Source organism: Pseudomonas sp. A-RE-19, from assembly GCF_019956555.1.
In the GTDB taxonomy this organism is placed as follows: Bacteria; Pseudomonadota; Gammaproteobacteria; order Pseudomonadales; family Pseudomonadaceae; genus Aquipseudomonas.
Genome location: NZ_JAHBDQ010000032.1, coordinates 1 through 17893, shown reverse-complemented (window position 1 = coordinate 17893; position 17893 = coordinate 1). Strand labels below are relative to the sequence as shown.

Below are 17893 nucleotides of genomic sequence, written 5' to 3'. Positions count from 1 at the left end.
CTTTTGATTTTGCCTTTCAAGATCAAAAGATCGCAGCCTTCGGCAGCTCCTACGAGGACGGTGTTGTCAGGGCAGGAATATTCCTGTGCCTTTTTGTTTGCCGCTGCTTGATATTCCGAACAGCCGGAGCCTATTTTGTACGGGTCGCCGTTCGCGGCTCGCACAACAACAAGGATTGCGTCATGACAACCGATGGCCAGCGTTCACTCGCGCAGCGATTGACGGGCATTGATGAGATTGAATGTGTCACGCCGGACCTGAACGGCGTACCACGCGGCAAGGTAATGACCGCCGAAGGTTTCCTCGAAGGGCGGCGTTTGCAGATGGCGCGGGGAGTGCTGTTGCAATGCATCATGGGTGGCTATCCACCGGCGCGCTTTTACGGCAGTGATGATGGCGACCTGGCGCTGGTGCCTGATCCCGCGCAGATCCACCGCTTGCCCTGGAGCCAGCAACCTCGGGCGCTGGCCATTTGCGATGCGGACGAGCTGACCGGCGAGAGTTCGCGCCTGTCGACCCGCGGTCAACTCAAGGCTGTGATCGCTCGCTACGCGGCTCTCGGTCTGGCGCCGGTGGTGGCGACCGAGCTGGAATTCTTCGTCTTCGCGCCCAACCCTGACCCGACGCAACCCTTCCAGCCACCACTGGGCCTGGACGGCCGGCGCGAGGACGGGCATTCGGCGTTCAGCATCAGCTCCAATAACGGCTTGCGGCCGTTCTTCAATGAAGTTTATGAATGCATGGCGGCGCTGGGCTTGCCGCGCGATACCTTCATGCATGAGATGGGTGTCAGCCAGTTCGAGATCAACCTGCTGCACGGCGATCCGTTGCTGCTGGCCGATCAGACCTTGTTGTTCAAGCATCTGCTCAAGGAAGTGGCGCTCAAGCATGGCCTGACCGTGGTCTGCATGGCCAAGCCGTTGGCTCACACGCCGGGCAGTTCGATGCATATTCACCAGAGCATCGTCGAGATCGGCTCCGGGCGTAACGTGTTCAGCGACAAGGCCGGCGAGCCGACGGCGACCTTCCGTCATTTCATCGGCGGTCAGCAGGCCGGCCTTGCGGATTTCACCGCGCTGTTTGCGCCGAACGTGAACTCCTATCAGCGCCTGTGCCATCCTTTCGCATCGCCGAATAATGCCTGCTGGTCCCACGACAATCGCGCGGCCGGACTGCGCATTCCGGCTAGCTCACCGGTCGCTCGTCGGGTCGAAAACCGTTTGCCGGGGGCCGATGCCAATCCGTATCTGGCGATTGCCGCGAGCCTGGCCGCGGGGTTGTATGGTATTGAAAACAAACTGGAGCCAAGCGAGCCGATCCAGGGTGAGTTCGTTGTGCCGGATAATCTTTCGTTGCCGTGTACCTTGCATGCCGCTCTTGAACGTCTGAAACGTAGCCAATTGGCGAAGGAACTGTTCGGCAAGGAGTTCATCGAAGGCTACATCGCTTCGAAGACCATGGAGTTGACCAGCTTCTTTGATGAAATTACTCCCTGGGAACGGCGTGTTCTAGCAGCCCAGGCCTGACGACCCGTCGCCGTCGGGCTATCGTTGTCGATAGCCCGATACTCACTGCAAGGAGCCGCTCGGAACGCCGATGCGCCAAATCTTGAAATCTTTTCGGGGGCTTTATTTTGCCTCGCTGATGATGTTGATCGGCTCGGGTCTGTTGAGTACTTACCTTGCCCTGCGCCTGGCGGCCGATAAAGTCGACAGCCTGTGGGTCGGTGCATTGATGGCGGCCAACTATTTTGGTCTGGTGCTGGGCGGCAAGATCGGCCACCGGCTGATTGCCCGGGTCGGGCATATTCGAGCTTATTCAGCCTGCGCCGGGATTGTCGGCGCGGCAGTGCTGGGCCATGGCCTGGTGGACTGGCTGCCCGCGTGGCTGTTCCTGCGGGTGATCGTCGGCCTGGGCATGATGTGTCAGTACATGGTGATCGAAAGCTGGCTCAATGAGCAGGCAGAAGCCAAGCAGCGTGGCGTGGTGTTCAGTGGCTACATGATCGCCTCGTACCTGGGGCTGGTGCTGGGTCAGCTGATTCTGGTCATGCACCCGGGCTTGGGCCTGGAACTGCTGATGCTGGTCGCACTGTGTTTCGCCCTGTGCCTGGTACCGGTGGCCCTGACGCGGCGGATTCACCCGGCGCCTTTGCACCCGGCGCCGATGGAGCCACGGTTCTTCATCAAGCGCGTGCCGCAGTCGTTGAGCACGGTGTTGGGGTCAGGGTTGATCGTCGGTTCGTTCTACGGTCTGGCGCCGCTGTATGCCTCCCAGCAAGGATTGTCCACCGAACAGGTCGGCCTGTTCATGGGTAGCTGCATTTTTGCCGGCCTGGTGGTGCAGTGGCCGTTGGGTTGGCTGTCGGACCGCTATGACCGGGCGCTGTTGATCCGCTGTTTCGCGTTTAGCCTGGCACTGGCGGCGTTGCCGCTGGCGATCATGCGGCAGGTGCCGCTGGAAGTGCTGTTCATCGCCGGGTTTTTCTGCTCGTTGGTGCAGTTCTGCCTGTACCCGTTGGCGGTGGCGTTCTCCAACGACCATGTCGAGGGTGATCGTCGGGTGTCGCTGACGGCGATGCTGCTGGTGACCTACGGTGTCGGCGCGAGTATCGGGCCGCTGGTGGCCGGGGTGTTGATGAAGCTGTTCGGCAGTCAGATGCTCTATGCCTTCTTCAGCTTCTTTGCCTTGGTGCTGGTGTGGCGAATCCGTCCGAAAGCGGTCACCAACCTGCATCAGGTGGACGATGCTCCGCTGCATCACGTAGCCATGCCAGACAGTATGTCCAGTTCGCCACTGGTCGCTTGCCTCGACCCGCGAGTCGATGAGCAGGTGGTGCAGGATCAGATGCAGAATCCGGTCAACCCGGAGGCTGATCTGGAGCCGGATGTCGAGCCTGAATCAGAAGCTGAAATCGATATAGATTCAGAAGACCCTGACGCGGGACGCGAGCAAAGTTTCACCGAAGCGAGGCCTTGATCAAGGCATAAAAAAACGGGCAGTCACCGCAAGGGACTGCCCGTTTTTTATGTGCGTGGCGTATCAGAAGTCGTCTTTGTCGAAGCGCCGCGCTTCGCGCTGAAGCTGATAGACGAACCGCTCGACTTGCCGCTGCACCAGGCCGCTCATGTTATGAAAGCGTACGCCGGCGAAGGTGGTGTTGATCTTTTCTTCGAAGTGCAGGTAACGCAGCTCGAGCGGTGCGGTCATGCTGCCGAAAGGCAGGGCGGCGATGAAGCGGTCGTAGACCTGGCCCAGTTGCAGCCGGGCAGTAATGTCGCCCTCGAAGCGCAGTTTGCAGCCGGTGGCGGAGATGTCCAGCAGCTTGCCGCTGATGGGCGACTTGAGTTTGTCACCGCCCAGTTCGACATCGACCAGTTGTGCCAGCTTCAATGCCGCGCGAAAGGCATTGCGGCGCTGGTGGTAAACCACCTCATTGGGCAGGGCGCCGCGATAGCAACGGCCGTCGCCGGATTCATCGATGGTCAGCAGGCCATTGCTTTCCCAGGCGATGCGTACGCCGTCGTGGAAACCCTCGACCTTGAACGGTTCGCCGGCCAGCAGGAAGCGTTCGCCATCGCGAGGGATCATTTCGTCCAGGGCGATCCGATTGCTGTCACGGTCGACGTCCACCAGATAACTCTGGAAGCGCTGGCTGCGCTCGTGGAACGTGATGATCAACGGGTCGTGGCTATCTTGCAGCTGGCGCAGGTTGCCGGAGATTTCCAGGGGCGTGGTGAGCACCTTGGGTGGCTGCGGAGCATCTTCCGCGTTTAAGGCATTGAACACGGGGCATCAATCTCCAGACAAAATATGACTACTGGCCAGTATTCTGCCAGCATGTTTCGCGTCTTGATAGGGCGTGCTCATTGAAAGGTTCAAGCCTGACTGAGCGGGCGCGGCTTCGCAAGCCTGGAGGTTGATCCGCGGGCATCGTAGAGCGCTGGCGGCTCGCCGCCGGTGAGGATTTTCAACTGGTTGGCCGTGGCGGCCTGTTGCACCAGGATCGACTGGCCATTATTGACATTGGTGGCCTGGCATTGGGCCAGGAGGTCGGTCAGTACATCGCTCTGTGCCAGCAACTGTTCGCCGATGCTTGAATGGCTGGCCAGTTGTTCCAGGCCCTGGCGATTGGTCGGCAGGTTGAGGCTGGCGAGGATTTCACTGCGCTTGCGGCCATGCTGTTCGAGCAAAATGATCAATGCCTGTTTCTGCGCCAGAATCTCTTCGAGCAGTGGCATGTCGCGACCGTGCAAGGCGAGGGACTCGGTTTGCAGCAGCTCCAGCAAGTGTTGCGCCGGGGCAAAGTCGTCGATGATCAGTTGCAGTAAATGAGTGTCGTGCATGGCTGGCCTTGGGTTTTAAGCGTCCAAAAGCCTGGCGCGGGCCGTGGCCTAGCGCTGGGCTTCGAAGTTGAGCAGTTTGCTGGCTACACGGTTGCTGTCGACTTTATAGCTGCCATCGGCAATCGCTGCTTTCAACTCGGCCACGCGGGCATTGTCGACGGCAGGCTGATCGCGCAGCTTGTCAGTGACCTTCTGCAACTGTTGAGCCTCATTGCTGAGGTGTACCGATTCCCCGCTTTTGGTGGTACTGGCCTGTTCGGCCGGGGTATTCAGCGGTGCGGATTGGCCGGCTTCGGCGGTTTCCCTGGCAACGCTGGTACGTGTACTGCCCGTAAGTGACGAGGAGCTGTTTAAACGACTGAAATCGATGACCATGACAAAAAACCTCTGTGTATTTGGACGCTTGCCATGTTTTCGGCTATTTCCCAAAAAACTTTAGGCCCATTTATCAATGAGCTTGCATGCGCCAGCGCATGTCCTGCATGCGGCACAGTTTAGGCAACAGCCTCGGGCAGCGCCATCTCTTCACGAACAGAGACTCTACATGGCCGCTTACATAGAAACTTCCACCTGGCCGGGCGCGGTGACTTGCGCCTTGATGACCCGCTGGGAGTTGAGGTTTTTCACCCGAATCTGTTCGCTCATGCCGCCATTGGACAGCGCTTCACCCGGCATACGGACACTGAGCGTACCACTGCGGGCGGTAATCACCACCTGATCGCCCTTGCGAATCACCTCTGCTTGTTCTAGGTGCACCAGGGTAATGATCTGATCGGCGACCATTGGTCGGGTAAGTTTCTGCCCGATCGCTTGATCGACGGAAGTCAGAAAACCCTGGTTTATCAGGCTGATATCGCGCTCGCGCAGGGTTACGTCCTGAGGTTCGATAATCCCTGTGCGCTTGAGGGGACGAGTGGTCGTCACGATGTCGCGAAACAGCTTCACTTGAGCGGGTACGAAGACTGTCCAGGGGGAGGCGCCCTCGCAGCGAACCTTGACCGTGACCCGACCCAGAGGCCGCGCAGGGCTCTCAAGGGTGGCTGTCAATTCCTTGTCGCACATGGGCATGCGCAGGCGCGGATCGAGCTGGTTGACCTCGATTTCGTAGCGTCCTTGCGTTTGACTCGTGGCCAGATAGTCTTCTACGGTGAATTCAAGAAAGCCCTGAGTGACGCCGATAAGCATGTCAGGCAAGGTAACTGCGTCAGCAAGGGCAGGGCTGCCAGCGTTGAACAGGCAAACGGCCGACATCGCGCACAGTAATGTGCGGCAGGTTGATGTCAGGCGTCGGAAAAATGTCGGTTCTGTGTTCATAAGAGTTAAAAAGCAAGCGCCGTGCCGTTTAGTGATGAATGTGCGTCGCAACACACTTAGCGTTGGTGTAGGAGTCTGGGCATGGCTGGTGTAATGGATTCGGTGAACCAGCGCACGCAACTGGTAGGGCAGAATCGCCTTGAGCTGTTGTTGTTCCGTCTCGACGGCCAGCAGCTGTATGGGATCAACGTGTTCAAGGTTCGTGAGGTGCTGCAATGCCCCAAGCTGACCCTGATGCCCAAGTCCAGTCCTGTCGTGTGCGGTGTGGCAAATATTCGGGGGGCGACCATTCCGATTCTGGACCTGGCGATGGCGACCGGTTCCGGAGCGCTGAAAGATCAAAGCAATCCTTTCGTGATCATCACGGAGTACAACACCAAGACTCAGGGTTTCCTGGTTCGGTCGGTGGAGCGCATCGTCAACATGAACTGGGAGGAGATTCATCCGCCACCCAAGGGCACGGGGCGCGATCACTACCTGACGGCGGTGACTCGGGTCGACAATCAGTTAGTCGAAATCATCGACGTCGAGAAGGTGCTGGCGGAAGTGGCACCGACACCGGAAGCTATTTCGGTGGGCGTGGTGGATGTCGAAACTCAGCACAAGGCATTGTCCTTGCGAGTATTGACGGTCGATGACTCGTCGGTGGCGCGCAAGCAGGTGAGCCGTTGCCTGCAAACGGTCGGTGTCGAAGTGGTGGCGTTGAACGACGGTCGGCAAGCGCTGGATTACCTGCGCAAGCTGGTCGACGAGGGCAAGAAGCCGGAAGAAGAGTTCCTGATGATGATCTCCGACATCGAGATGCCGGAGATGGACGGGTATACCCTGACGGCCGAGATCCGCAGCGACCCACGCATGCAAAAGCTGCATATCATCCTGCATACTTCGTTGTCGGGTGTGTTCAATCAGGCGATGGTCAAGAAGGTCGGTGCCGATGACTTCCTGGCCAAATTCCGTCCTGATGACCTGGCATCCCGGGTAGTCGACCGGATCAAAGCAGCAGATAACAGCTAGGGGCCTTTTGCCCCTGGCGGTCAACACGATTTAAGAGGCGGCATCTTTGTCTACGGGTAATTTGGATTTCGAACAGTTCCGGGTCTTCCTGGAAAAAGCCTGTGGCATTTTGCTCGGTGAAAACAAGCAATATCTGGTCTCGAGCCGTCTCAACAAACTGATGGAACAGCAGGGCATCAAATCGCTGGGTGAGCTGGTTCAGCGCATCCAGACCCAGCCGCGCAGCGGTTTGCGCGAGATGGTGGTGGATGCCATGACCACCAACGAAACCCTGTGGTTTCGTGACACCTATCCGTTTGAAGTCTTGAAGAACAAGGTATTGCCTGAAGCGATCAAGGCAAGCCCCGGTCAGCGCCTGCGGATCTGGTCGGCGGCGTGTTCGTCGGGGCAGGAACCGTATTCGCTGTCGATGTCCATCGATGAGTTCGAGCGGGTCAACATGGGCCAGTTGAAGATGGGTGTGCAGATCGTTGCCACCGACCTGTCCGGCACCATGTTGACCAACTGCAAGACCGGCGAGTACGACAGCCTGGCCATCGGCCGCGGTCTGTCGCCCGAGCGCCTTCAGCGTTACTTCGACCCGAAAGGGCCGGGGCGCTGGGCCATCAAGGCGCCGATCAAGAGTCGGGTGGAATTTCGCTCGTTCAACCTGCTGGACAGTTACGCGAGCCTGGGCAAGTTCGACATCGTGTTCTGCCGCAACGTGCTGATCTACTTCTCCGCCGAGGTGAAGAAAGACATCCTGTTGCGCATTCACAGCACGCTCAAGCCCGGCGGTTATCTGTTCCTTGGCGCGTCCGAAGCGCTGAACGGTTTGCCGGATCATTACCAGATGGTTCAGTGCAGCCCGGGGATCATTTACCAGGCGAAGTGATGCAAAAAGCGCCAGGCATATAAAAACGGGAGCCCTTCGGGGCTCCTTTTTTATGCCTGGTGCTTTTGCATCACGTAGGAGCTGCCGAAGGCTGCGATCTTTTGATCTTGAAAAGCAAAATCAAAAGATCGCAGCCTGCGGCAGCTCCTACAGGGGGTAGGTGTTGCCCGTGAGAAAGCGGCAGAAAAGCGGCAGGCGGCGGAAATCGGTTGCCGCTTTTCTGGCATTGCCGCCTTGCCTCTCCCCGCAAAGCCCCGGTTTATGGGCTTTTTTTAATTGGCACGCCGCTTGCTATGTCCATCGTACGAAAAATCAGGTCACCCGAAGGTTTCCCGACATGAGCATCAGCTTCGATAAAGCGCTCGGTATCCATGAACAAGCCCTGGGCTTCCGCGCCCAGCGTGCCGAAGTCCTGGCCAACAACATCGCCAACGCCGACACCCCGAACTACAAGGCTCGGGATCTGGACTTCTCGAAAGTGCTCGCCGAGCAGAACGAGAAAACCAAAAACGGCAAGTTCGCCTTGAGCATGACCAACAGCCGTCACATCGAAGCTGAAGGCCTGGGCAATGGCGACGAGTCGCTGATGTATCGCACGCCGATGCAACCGTCGATTGACCAGAACACCGTGGACGCCCAACTGGAACAGTCGAACTACGCGGAAAACGCGGTCAACTTCCAGGCCAGCTTCACCCTGCTCAACAGTAAATTCAAAGGGCTGGTGTCAGCCCTGCGCGGAGAGTAATCCATGTCTCTATCCAGTGTTTTCAACATTGCCGGTAGCGGCATGAGTGCCCAGACCACTCGCTTGAACACCGTGGCCTCGAACATCGCCAACGCCGAAACCGTCTCGTCGAGCATCGACCAGACCTACCGTGCCCGCCACCCGGTGTTCGCCACCATGTTCCAGGGCGGCCAGAGCGGCGGCAGCGATTCGCTGTTCCAGAACCAGGACGCGGCCGGTCAAGGGGTGCAAGTGCTGGGCGTGGTCGAAGACCAGAGCAACCTTGAAGCGCGCTACGAGCCGAATCACCCGGCCGCCGATGCCAAGGGCTACGTCTACTACCCGAACGTCAACGTCGTCGAAGAAATGGCCGACATGATTTCCGCGAGCCGTTCGTTCCAGACCAACGCCGAAATGATGAACACCGCCAAAACCATGATGCAGAAGGTCCTGACCCTCGGTCAGTGATAAGGGGCGACTTTCGATGAGTGTTACCGATACCACCAGCGGCGTAAGCATCAAGGATGTCCTGGCCAATTCTTCGGTCAAGACCAAAACTTCCACTGACGGTTTGGCTGCAGCGACCAGCAGTGCCACCGGCAGTCAGTCGCTGGGCAAGGACGCGTTCCTGCAATTGCTGGTCACCCAGCTGAAGAACCAGAACCCGCTCGATCCTCAGGACAACAGCGCGTTCGTGGCCCAGTTGGCCCAGTTCAGTAGCCTGGAAGGCATCACCACGCTGAACGATACCGTCAGCGGTATTGCCGGCAACTACAACTCCTCGCAAGCCTTGCAGGCTTCTTCGCTGGTGGGCCGTTCGGTCATCGCGCAGACCGACAAAGCAGTAGTCGATACCACCAAGAGCCTCAACGGTACCGTCGTGGTGCCGACATCGGTTTCCGCCGCCACCGTCAAGATCACCAACTCGGCAGGCACGGTCATCCGCACCCTCGACCTGGGCAGTCAAAGCGCCGGCAACGCCAGTTTCATCTGGGATGGCAAGGACAGTTCGGGCGCGGTGGCACCGGCGGGTACTTACACCTTCGGCGCAACGACCACCATCGACGGCACGAACACCTCACTGATTACTTACCTGCCGGCAACGGTCAACAGCGTGACCATCAGCCAGAGCGGCGGTGAGTTGATGCTGAACCTGGCGGGCCTGGGCAGCGTTGCCCTGTCCAAAGTACAAACCATTGGTATATAGAGCCGACTAACACGGCACAAAGGAGTGGAATATGTCTTTCAATATCGGCCTTAGCGGTCTCTATGCAGCCAACAAACAACTGGACGTGACCGGCAACAACATCGCCAACGTCGCGACCACCGGTTTCAAATCGTCCCGTGCAGAATTCGAAGACGTGTACTCGGCCACTCGCCTGGGTACCGGCAGCAAGACCGTCGGCAACGGCGTGCGTCTGGCCAACGTTTCCCAGCAGTTCGGCCAGGGCGACGTGAACAACACCGGCAACGTGCTGGACATGGGCATCCAGGGCAACGGCTTCTTCATCCTCAGTGACAACGGTTCCCTGAGCTACACCCGTGCCGGTGCGTTCAAGACCGATGCTGAAAACTATGTGGTTGATAACAACGGCAACCGTCTGCAGGGTTATGGCGTCGATGCCAACGGCAAGATCATCAACGGTGTGTTGACTGACTTGAAGATTGATACGTCGAGTCTGAAGCCGAACCCGACGACCAAGGTCGATCAGACGATGAACCTGAACTCGGCGGAAACAACACCGACCGTAGCTCCGTTCAGCCCGACCGATACCAACAGCTATAACAAGACCATTTCCACCAAGGTCTACGATAGCCAGGGTAACGAGCACACCATGGATCAGTACTACGTGAAAACGGGTACCAATGCCTGGCGTGTCTATACCTACATGGACGGTCGCTCCCCGGCCAACCCTGCAACCACGCCTCCGGTGGCGATCACCGCTGACATCACTTTCAACTCCGACGGCAGCATCAATACGCTGACGGCGGGTGCTGGCTGGACCCAGACTGGCAACACCTTGACCATGACCGGTTGGGTGCCTGGTGCTGTGACCAACGCTGCAACGACTCCTGTGACCTGGGGTCCGAACGGTTCCGTCGCTGCCACTGGTGGCATCGCATTCAACATGGCGTTGACCACGTCCTACAACTCGCCAACCGCTCGTACCGCCCAATACCAGGACGGCTACGCCACCGGTCAGATCTCCAGCCTGACCATCGACACCAGCGGCGTCATGACCGCCAACTTCAGCAACCAGCAAACCAAGGCCATCGGCCAGGTTGCAGTCGCCAGCTTCGCCAACGAGCAAGGCTTGCAGCCAGTGGGCGGTACTCGCTGGAAAGAAACCTTCGCCTCCGGCGTGGCCGGTGTCGATGCGCCGAAGACCGGCACCCTGGGTTCGATCGTGTCCAACTCCCTGGAAGAGTCCAACGTCAACCTGACCAACGAATTGGTTGATTTGATCAAGGCGCAGAGCAACTACCAGGCGAACGCCAAGACCATCTCCACCCAGAGCACCATCATGCAGACCATCATTCAGATGACTTGATGCGGGTCAGTGGGTAGCGCTTCACAAGGAGCCCCTCGCAAGAGGGGCTTTTTTGTGGGTGATAGATAAAGATCAAGATCAAAAGATCGCAGCCTCGCTTCGCTCGACAGCTCCTACAGGGATCGCATGTCAATGTAGGAGCTGTCGAGCGAAGCGAGGCTGCGATCTTTTGACCTTAAAGCAGGCAAAAGAAAACCCCCGACAAGCCAGAGGCTCATCGGGGGTTTCAGGTAAGCGCCTCGCGGCGCCTACCGGCTCAGCTTATTGGCAAGCTTCGCAATCCGGCTCGTCGATGGCGCACGCCTTCGGCACTGGAGCAGGGCCGGCAGGGGCTGCCAGGACCGAGTCGTCACCGTGGTTGCCGCCGCTGGAAACAGCGTTCAGCTTACCGGTGTTGATGGTCGACTTCTCGGTGCTGGTTGCGGCCAGGGCACGGAGGTAGTAAGTGGTTTTCAGACCACGGTACCAGGCCATGCGATAGGTCACGTCCAGCTTCTTGCCCGAAGCGCCGGCGATGTACAGGTTCAGCGATTGAGCCTGGTCGATCCACTTCTGACGACGGCTGGCGGCGTCGACGATCCACTTGGTGTCCACTTCGAAGGCAGTCGCGTAGAGCTCTTTGAGTTCTTGCGGAATGCGCTCGATCTGCTGCACCGAACCGTCGTAGTACTTCAGGTCGTTGATCATGACCGAGTCCCACAGACCGCGAGCCTTCAGGTCGCGAACCAGGTACGGGTTGATCACGGTGAATTCGCCCGACAGGTTCGATTTCACGTAGAGGTTCTGATAAGTCGGTTCGATCGACTGCGATACGCCAGTGATGTTGGCGATGGTCGCGGTCGGTGCGATGGCCATGATGTTGGAGTTACGAATGCCTTTCTGCACACGGGCGCGAACCGGTGCCCAGTCCAGGGATTCGTTCAGGTCAACGTCGATGTACTTCTGGCCACGCTGCTCGATCAGGATCTGTTGCGAATCCAGCGGCAGGATGCCTTTGGACCACAGCGAACCCTGGAACGTCTCGTAAGCGCCGCGCTCGTCGGCCAGGTCGCAGGACGCCTGGATCGCGTAGTAGCTGACCGCTTCCATGGACTTGTCGGCGAACTCGACGGCAGCGTCGGAACCGTAAGGGATGTGCTGCAGGTACAAAGCGTCCTGGAAGCCCATGATGCCCAGGCCTACCGGACGGTGCTTGAAGTTGGAGTTCTTCGCTTGCGGCACCGAGTAGTAGTTGATGTCGATCACGTTATCGAGCATGCGCACGGCAGTGTTCACGGTGCGTTGCAGCTTGTCGGTATCGAGCTTGCCGTTGGTGATGTGGTTCGGCAGGTTGATCGAGCCCAGGTTGCAAACGGCGATCTCGTCCTTGTTGGTGTTCAAGGTGATCTCGGTGCACAGGTTCGAGCTGTGAACCACGCCCACGTGCTGCTGCGGGCTGCGCAGGTTGCACGGGTCTTTGAAGGTCAGCCATGGGTGGCCGGTTTCAAACAGCATGGACAGCATTTTGCGCCACAGGTCTTTGGCCTGGATGGTCTTGAACAGCTTGATCTTGCCTGGGTACTGGGACAGGGCTTCGTAGTACTCGTAACGCTCTTCGAAGGCCTTGCCGGTCAGGTCGTGCAGATCCGGAACTTCGGATGGCGAGAACAGGGTCCACGGGCCGTCATCGAAGACGCGCTTCATGAACAGGTCAGGGATCCAGTTGGCGGTGTTCATGTCGTGGGTACGACGGCGGTCATCACCAGTGTTCTTACGCAGTTCGATGAACTCTTCGATGTCCATGTGCCAGGTTTCCAGGTAGGCACAGACAGCGCCTTTGCGCTTGCCACCCTGGTTAACGGCGACGGCGGTGTCGTTCACCACTTTCAGGAACGGTACAACGCCCTGGGATTTGCCGTTGGTGCCCTTGATGTACGAACCCAGCGCACGAACCGGCGTCCAGTCGTTACCCAGGCCGCCCGCGAATTTGGACAACATGGCGTTGTCGTGGATCGCGTGGTAGATGCCCGACAGGTCATCCGGCACGGTGGTCAGGTAGCAGCTCGACAGCTGTGGACGCAGGGTGCCGGCGTTGAACAGGGTCGGGGTCGAGGACATGTAGTCGAAGGACGACAACAGGTTGTAGAACTCGATCGCACGGTCTTCCTTGTTCTTCTCTTCGATTGCCAGGCCCATGGCCACGCGCATGAAGAAGATCTGCGGCAGTTCGAAGCGGATACCGTCCTTGTGGATGAAGTAACGGTCGTACAGGGTTTGCAGGCCCAGGTAGGTGAACTGCTGATCGCGCTCGTGGTTGATCGCCTTGCCGAGTTTTTCCAGGTCGAAGGACGCCAGAACCGGGTTCAGCAATTCGAATTCGATACCTTTGGCGATGTACGCCGGCAGCGCCTTGGCATACAGGTCGACCATTTCGTGGTGGGTCGCGCTCTCGGCGACGCCCAGGAAGTTCAGGCCTTCGGCACGCAGGGTGTCCATCAGCAGGCGGGCGGTCACGAACGAGTAGTTCGGCTCGCGCTCGACCAGCGTACGGGCGGTCATCACCAGGGCGGTGTTGACGTCGGTCAGGGCCACGCCGTCGTACAGGTTCTTCAGGGTTTCGCGCTGGATCAGGTCGCCGTCGACTTCTTCCAGGCCTTCGCACGCTTCAGTGACGATGGTGTTCAGGCGACCCATGTCCAATGGCGCCAGGCTGCCATCGGCGCGGGTGATGCGGATCGACGGGTGCGCTTGTACCGGCTCTTCGGTGGTGCTGCGTACGGCGCGTTCCTTGGAGCGGGCGTCGCGGTAGATCACGTAGTCGCGCGCCACTTTCTGCTCGCCGGCACGCATCAGGGCCAGTTCGACCTGGTCCTGGATTTCTTCGATGTGGATGGTGCCGCCCGACGGCATGCGACGCTTGAAGGTCGCGGTGACCTGTTCGGTCAGGCGGGCAACGGTGTCGTGGATTCGCGACGAGGCGGCAGCGGTGCCGCCTTCAACTGCGAGAAACGCTTTGGTGATGGCGACGGTGATCTTGTCATCGGTGTAAGGAACGACAGTGCCGTTACGCTTGATCACGCGCAGCTGGCCAGGCGCGGTGGCGGACAGATCCGAATTCGAATCGGCGGCCTGCGGCAAGGTGCCCTGCGGGTTCTCGCGAGTTGTGTCGGTTTGCATGGGGGGTTGTCTCCACATTCTCTATGTTTGTTTGGGCACCATCACGGTGCCCACCGTTCTGTCCTGAAGCACTACAACCGACGGGCGTCGGGCATAACCACTTCGGGACAGTAGGAAAAAGGCTAATGATGCCGCTTCCTTGCCGAAGTCTTTGGCTGCGAGCCTTGGCTCGAAACCGGATTCCTTTCAGGGTGACAGTAGTGACTGCAACACCCGTACCGTTCTGGCCGTTCAAGCCTGAAAAAACGGTGCCATCCGCGCATGCGGTTTGGGCTTGTAAAATCACGCTTGGTTCAACCATAAACAGGCAATAAAGCGCTTGAGTTTCTGGTCTGAAATGTGGTTGGGCTTTTGAGTGAAAACCCTACATGTAGGGTTTTTTTAGCGCCGTGCTACAAGATAATGCGTTTTGGGGGGTGTTGCAACGTACTACCTGTGGATAAACCTGTGCGTAAATTGTGTGTGAAAGGTGGAACGAGCGTGTAAGCCGCGACGCTGCTGGAGCGGATGATTTTTCATCGATTTTCAATGATCGAAAACGTCCGGCCGGATTTTTAAGGGCGCGAACCCTATCACAAAAAACCGCCATGTCCGAACGCATTTACCGGCTTGTGTTCTCGGTGAGCGACGTTTATACAATCGGCCAACGCAGCTGCATTCTTATCCTCCCCTATCATTACAAAAAGACGGGTGGATCCTTCCTATCAGTGGTGTTGGCAAGCAGAGGTCATCGTGGAGCAAGAAGCCTGGCAGGTATTGATTGTCGAGGACGACCAGCGTCTGGCGGAGCTGACTCGCGATTATCTGGAAACCAACGGCCTGCGCGTGTCGATCGAGGGCAACGGCGCTCTTGCCGCGGCACGCATCATCAAGGAGAAGCCGGACCTGGTGATCCTCGACCTGATGCTCCCGGGCGAAGATGGCCTGAGCATTTGCCGCAAGGTTCGCGACAAGTATGACGGCCCGATCCTGATGCTCACCGCGCGCACCGACGACACCGATCAGATTCTTGGCCTGGACCTGGGTGCCGACGATTACGTCTGCAAACCGGTGCGTCCACGTTTATTGCTGGCGCGCGTCCAGGCCCTGCTGCGGCGCAGTGAAACCCCTGAAGTGGCCCCGGAAAAACAACGGCGGCTACAGTTCGGCCCGTTGGTGGTGGACAACGCGTTGCGCGAGGCCTGGCTGCATGACCAAGGCATCGAGTTGACCAGCGCCGAGTTCGATTTGCTCTGGCTGCTGGTGGCCAACGCCGGGCGGACTCTGTCTCGCGAAGAAATTTTCACCGCGCTGCGGGGTATCGGTTATGACGGCCAGGACCGTTCCATCGACGTACGCATCTCGCGCATCCGCCCCAAGATCGGCGATGACCCTGAGCATCCGCGGCTGATCAAAACCATTCGCAGTAAAGGTTATCTGTTCGTTCCGCAAGCCTGCACCCTGTGAACTCGATCTTCCTGCGCATCTACGGCGGCATGTGCGCGGCGCTGATTCTGGTGGCCGTGCTCGGCGTGCTGGCCCTGCACCTGCTTAACCAGGTGCGTAGCGAGCAATACCGCGAGCGCCTGGCTCACGGCACATTCTCGCTGATGGCCGACAACCTGCAACCGATGAACGAAACCGAACGCCATCGGGCGTTGCTGGTGTGGGAGCGCTTGCTCGGGATTCCGCTGGCGCTGAAGACGTTCCCCCAGACCGACCTCGACCTTACCCAGCGCACCCGCGTGTTGCGCGGCCAGGCACTGGTGGAGCAGACCGGCCCGCATGCGGCCAAGGTGTATCGCTTGGTCAGCGACAAGGAACAACTGGTGCTCACGGGGGAAGTCCAGCAAATCAGCGAGCAACTGGCGCGGGCGACCATTTACCTGCTGGCCGATGAACTGGTGCGTTACCCGGTGGCCGAGCAGCCCAAGCGTCTGGCGCAGTTAAAGGAAGAGAAGGGCTTCGGCTTCGATCTGCAGTTGGTCACGGTCGATCAGGCCGACATGGACGAAGACCAGAGCCGCCGCGTATCCGAAGGCGATACGGTGATGGCGCTGGGCAAGGGCGGCGATTCGATCCGGGTGTTTGCCGGCATGGTCGGTACACCCTGGGTGCTGGAAATCGGCCCGTTGTATCAGATGAATCCTTACCCGCCTGAGTGGCTGGTGCTGATCGCGGCCCTCGGCCTGAGCCTGATCGGTTTGATCGTCTATCTGTTGGTGCGTCAACTCGAGCGCCGGTTGCGCGGGCTGGAAGCCGCCGCCACGCGCATCGCCAAGGGCAGCCTGGAAACCCGCGTACCGGCACGCGGTGCGGACTCGGTAGGGCGCCTGGCCTCGGCGTTCAACGGCATGGCCGAGCACTTGCAGCAATTGTTGGCGATTCAGCGAGAACTGGTGCGCGCCGTGTCCCACGAGTTGCGCACACCAGTGGCGCGCCTGCGTTTTGGCCTGGAGATGATCGGCTCGGCCGCCACGCCAGAGGCGCTGGAGAAATACCGCGAAGGGATGGACCACGACATCGAGGACCTCGATCGGCTGGTCGATGAGATGCTCACTTATGCGCGGTTGGAGCAGGGTTCGCCGGCGCTGAATTTTCAGCGGATCGATCTGGATGCGTTGGTCAATCAGGTGATCGAAGAACTGGCGCCACTGCGCGCCGAGGTCACGGTGCAGCGCGGTTTGTGCCTGTCGGCCGCCGATTGTGATGACGCCTGGGTCGAGGCCGAGCCGCGTTACTTGCACCGAGCGTTGCAGAACCTGGTGAGCAATGCCATGCGCCACGCCCATTCCCGGGTGACCGTCAGTTATCAGGTCGGGCAGCAGCGCTGTCGGGTGGATGTCGAGGATGACGGGCCAGGCGTGCCGGAAACCGCGTGGGAGAAAATCTTCACCCCGTTCCTGCGCCTCGATGACAGCCGCACCCGCGCCTCGGGCGGGCATGGGTTGGGGTTATCGATTGTGCGGCGAATCATCCATTGGCATGACGGGCGAGCGTTGATCGGCAAGAGCAAAAGCCTGGGTGGGGCCTGTTTCAGTCTCAGCTGGCCGAGGAATCAGGAGAGGCGTTGAGATCTTTGTTGCTTTTGAGGGCCTCATCGCGAGCAGGCTCGCTCCCACATTGGATCTCCTGTGAACACACAATTTGTGAACAACAGAGATCAACTGTGGGAGCGAGCCTGCTCGCGATGAGGCCCGCATGACCACAACGAATCCTCAGGCCTTGATACTGACCAGGCTCAACAACTGCCCATCCGTCACTGCAAATTGCGCGTCCAGCTCAGTGCCGCTGCGCCATTCACTGGACAGATCAGTCAGCAACCGCAACCGCACTTCACCGCTCTCGCGCCACTCCAGCACTTCGGCGTGTTCGAAATAGAAGCGCCGCTGAACGATCGGGTAAAGCGCCTTGAACAGGCTTTCCTTCACCGAAAACGTCAGCGTCACCCACAGCGCCAATTGATCGCGAGCACCGCCAGCCATGCGCTGCAACTCAGGCCCGGTGAGAATTTCCCCGGCCAGGCGCTCGGCCCGTTCTGCATCGAGCAGGTGTTCCAGGTCCATCCCCAAGCCGCGCCAGTGCGCCTTGTTCGCGACAATCGCCGCGGCCCGGCCGGTGCTGTGGGTGATCGAGCCGGTGATGTGCGCCGGCCATACCGGTGCGCGGTCTTCGCCAATCGCCGGAATGAAACTCAGCCCTTCCAGATGTTGCAACGCGGCCCGAGCGCAGACCCGCCCGGCGAGAAACTCGGCCTGGCGCTTGGCCACCGAACGCTGGATGCTCGCGGGCGGCTCGATGGCGCTGCGCTGGAAATCATCGCTGGCCAGTTGCGTGGTATCGAAGCGGGTGCCCAACAAGACTGTATCGGGCAGCACAAAGGGCAGCGGCCAATGGGCGTCGAGTGGGGTGCAGCAGGCGGGTAGGGCGGGGA

The 17893-nt window shown here is 59.2% G+C and carries 16 protein-coding genes; 10 read left to right on the top strand and 6 right to left on the bottom strand.

What is annotated here, in order from left to right; genetic code table 11:
* The first annotated feature begins 284 nt into the window (after positions 1–284).
* Positions 285–1526 (top strand): glutamine synthetase family protein, encoded by a 1242-nt coding sequence (locus KGB14_RS19430; RefSeq protein WP_223488354.1) that lies wholly within the window; start codon positions 285–287, stop codon positions 1524–1526.
* A 70-nt stretch (positions 1527–1596) separates the two neighbouring features.
* A complete protein-coding gene (locus KGB14_RS19425; protein WP_223488340.1) occupies positions 1597–2979 on the top strand; it encodes an MFS transporter in 1383 nt (460 codons plus the stop codon).
* 63 nt (positions 2980–3042) lie between these two features.
* Here the strand turns inward: KGB14_RS19425 and KGB14_RS19420 are convergent, their stop codons facing one another.
* The 4 genes from KGB14_RS19420 to flgA form a co-directional block, all read right to left on the bottom strand.
* Positions 3043–3789 (bottom strand): flagellar brake protein, encoded by a 747-nt coding sequence (locus KGB14_RS19420; protein ID WP_223488339.1) that lies wholly within the window; start codon positions 3787–3789, stop codon positions 3043–3045.
* 89 nt (positions 3790–3878) lie between these two features.
* A complete protein-coding gene (locus tag KGB14_RS19415; RefSeq protein WP_223488338.1) occupies positions 3879–4346 on the bottom strand; it encodes a flagella synthesis protein FlgN in 468 nt (155 codons plus the stop codon).
* Between the two features lie 48 nt (positions 4347–4394).
* The gene (gene flgM, locus KGB14_RS19410; RefSeq protein ID WP_223488337.1) at positions 4395–4721 is read right to left on the bottom strand and encodes a flagellar biosynthesis anti-sigma factor FlgM; all 327 of its coding nucleotides are present in this window, start codon (positions 4719–4721) and stop codon (positions 4395–4397) included.
* Positions 4722–4898: 177 nt separating this feature from the next.
* Positions 4899–5660 carry a flagellar basal body P-ring formation chaperone FlgA gene (flgA, locus tag KGB14_RS19405; RefSeq protein ID WP_223488353.1) on the bottom strand — a complete coding sequence of 254 codons (762 nt, stop codon included), beginning with the start codon at positions 5658–5660 and terminating at the stop codon, positions 4899–4901.
* 81 nt (positions 5661–5741) lie between these two features.
* Between flgA and KGB14_RS19400 the strand changes: the two genes are divergently transcribed.
* From KGB14_RS19400 to flgE, 6 genes are all read left to right on the top strand, one after another.
* Complete coding sequence (locus KGB14_RS19400) at positions 5742–6674, top strand: chemotaxis protein CheV (protein ID WP_223488336.1); 933 nt, start codon at positions 5742–5744, stop codon at positions 6672–6674.
* A gap of 46 nt (positions 6675–6720) precedes the next feature.
* Positions 6721–7548 (top strand): protein-glutamate O-methyltransferase CheR, encoded by an 828-nt coding sequence (gene cheR, locus KGB14_RS19395; RefSeq protein WP_105346310.1) that lies wholly within the window; start codon positions 6721–6723, stop codon positions 7546–7548.
* A gap of 337 nt (positions 7549–7885) precedes the next feature.
* Entirely contained in the window at positions 7886–8293 is a 408-nt protein-coding gene (gene flgB, locus KGB14_RS19390; protein ID WP_007937506.1) for a flagellar basal body rod protein FlgB, read from the top strand.
* 3 nt (positions 8294–8296) lie between these two features.
* Positions 8297–8740 carry a flagellar basal body rod protein FlgC gene (gene flgC, locus KGB14_RS19385; protein WP_007937507.1) on the top strand — a complete coding sequence of 148 codons (444 nt, stop codon included), beginning with the start codon at positions 8297–8299 and terminating at the stop codon, positions 8738–8740.
* Positions 8741–8756: 16 nt separating this feature from the next.
* A complete protein-coding gene (flgD, locus tag KGB14_RS19380) occupies positions 8757–9479 on the top strand; it encodes a flagellar hook assembly protein FlgD (protein ID WP_223488335.1) in 723 nt (240 codons plus the stop codon).
* A 31-nt stretch (positions 9480–9510) separates the two neighbouring features.
* The gene (gene flgE / locus KGB14_RS19375) at positions 9511–10824 is read left to right on the top strand and encodes a flagellar hook protein FlgE (protein WP_223488334.1); all 1314 of its coding nucleotides are present in this window, start codon (positions 9511–9513) and stop codon (positions 10822–10824) included.
* Between the two features lie 261 nt (positions 10825–11085).
* Here flgE and KGB14_RS19370 read toward each other — a convergent pair whose 3' ends face one another.
* Complete coding sequence (locus KGB14_RS19370; protein ID WP_223488333.1) at positions 11086–13980, bottom strand: ribonucleoside-diphosphate reductase subunit alpha; 2895 nt, start codon at positions 13978–13980, stop codon at positions 11086–11088.
* Positions 13981–14712: 732 nt separating this feature from the next.
* On the opposite strand from KGB14_RS19370, the gene KGB14_RS19365 reads away from it, so the two are divergent.
* Both KGB14_RS19365 and KGB14_RS19360 read left to right on the top strand, forming a co-directional pair.
* Positions 14713–15426: a response regulator gene (locus tag KGB14_RS19365; RefSeq protein ID WP_223488332.1), complete on the top strand. Its 714-nt coding sequence runs from the start codon at positions 14713–14715 to the stop codon at positions 15424–15426.
* A complete protein-coding gene (locus tag KGB14_RS19360) occupies positions 15423–17033 on the top strand; it encodes an ATP-binding protein (RefSeq protein WP_223488331.1) in 1611 nt (536 codons plus the stop codon). Before KGB14_RS19365 ends, KGB14_RS19360 begins: the two co-directional genes overlap by 4 nt.
* A 144-nt stretch (positions 17034–17177) precedes the next feature.
* Here KGB14_RS19360 and KGB14_RS19355 read toward each other — a convergent pair.
* A partial coding sequence (locus KGB14_RS19355) for a 4'-phosphopantetheinyl transferase (protein ID WP_223488330.1) occupies positions 17178–17893 on the bottom strand: 716 nt, incomplete at its 5' end.

Coding starts and splice junctions, on each gene's coding strand:
- KGB14_RS19415 (WP_223488338.1), bottom strand. CDS start 4,346: ATGCACGACACTCATTTACTGCAACTGATCATCGACGACTTTGCCCCG.
- flgE (WP_223488334.1), top strand. CDS start 9,511: ATGTCTTTCAATATCGGCCTTAGCGGTCTCTATGCAGCCAACAAACAA.
- flgD (WP_223488335.1), top strand. CDS start 8,757: ATGAGTGTTACCGATACCACCAGCGGCGTAAGCATCAAGGATGTCCTG.
- KGB14_RS19425 (WP_223488340.1), top strand. CDS start 1,597: ATGCGCCAAATCTTGAAATCTTTTCGGGGGCTTTATTTTGCCTCGCTG.
- KGB14_RS19430 (WP_223488354.1), top strand. CDS start 285: ATGACCGCCGAAGGTTTCCTCGAAGGGCGGCGTTTGCAGATGGCGCGG.
- flgB (WP_007937506.1), top strand. CDS start 7,886: ATGAGCATCAGCTTCGATAAAGCGCTCGGTATCCATGAACAAGCCCTG.
- flgC (WP_007937507.1), top strand. CDS start 8,297: ATGTCTCTATCCAGTGTTTTCAACATTGCCGGTAGCGGCATGAGTGCC.
- KGB14_RS19370 (WP_223488333.1), bottom strand. CDS start 13,980: ATGCAAACCGACACAACTCGCGAGAACCCGCAGGGCACCTTGCCGCAG.
- flgM (WP_223488337.1), bottom strand. CDS start 4,721: ATGGTCATCGATTTCAGTCGTTTAAACAGCTCCTCGTCACTTACGGGC.
- flgA (WP_223488353.1), bottom strand. CDS start 5,660: ATGAACACAGAACCGACATTTTTCCGACGCCTGACATCAACCTGCCGC.
- KGB14_RS19400 (WP_223488336.1), top strand. CDS start 5,742: ATGGCTGGTGTAATGGATTCGGTGAACCAGCGCACGCAACTGGTAGGG.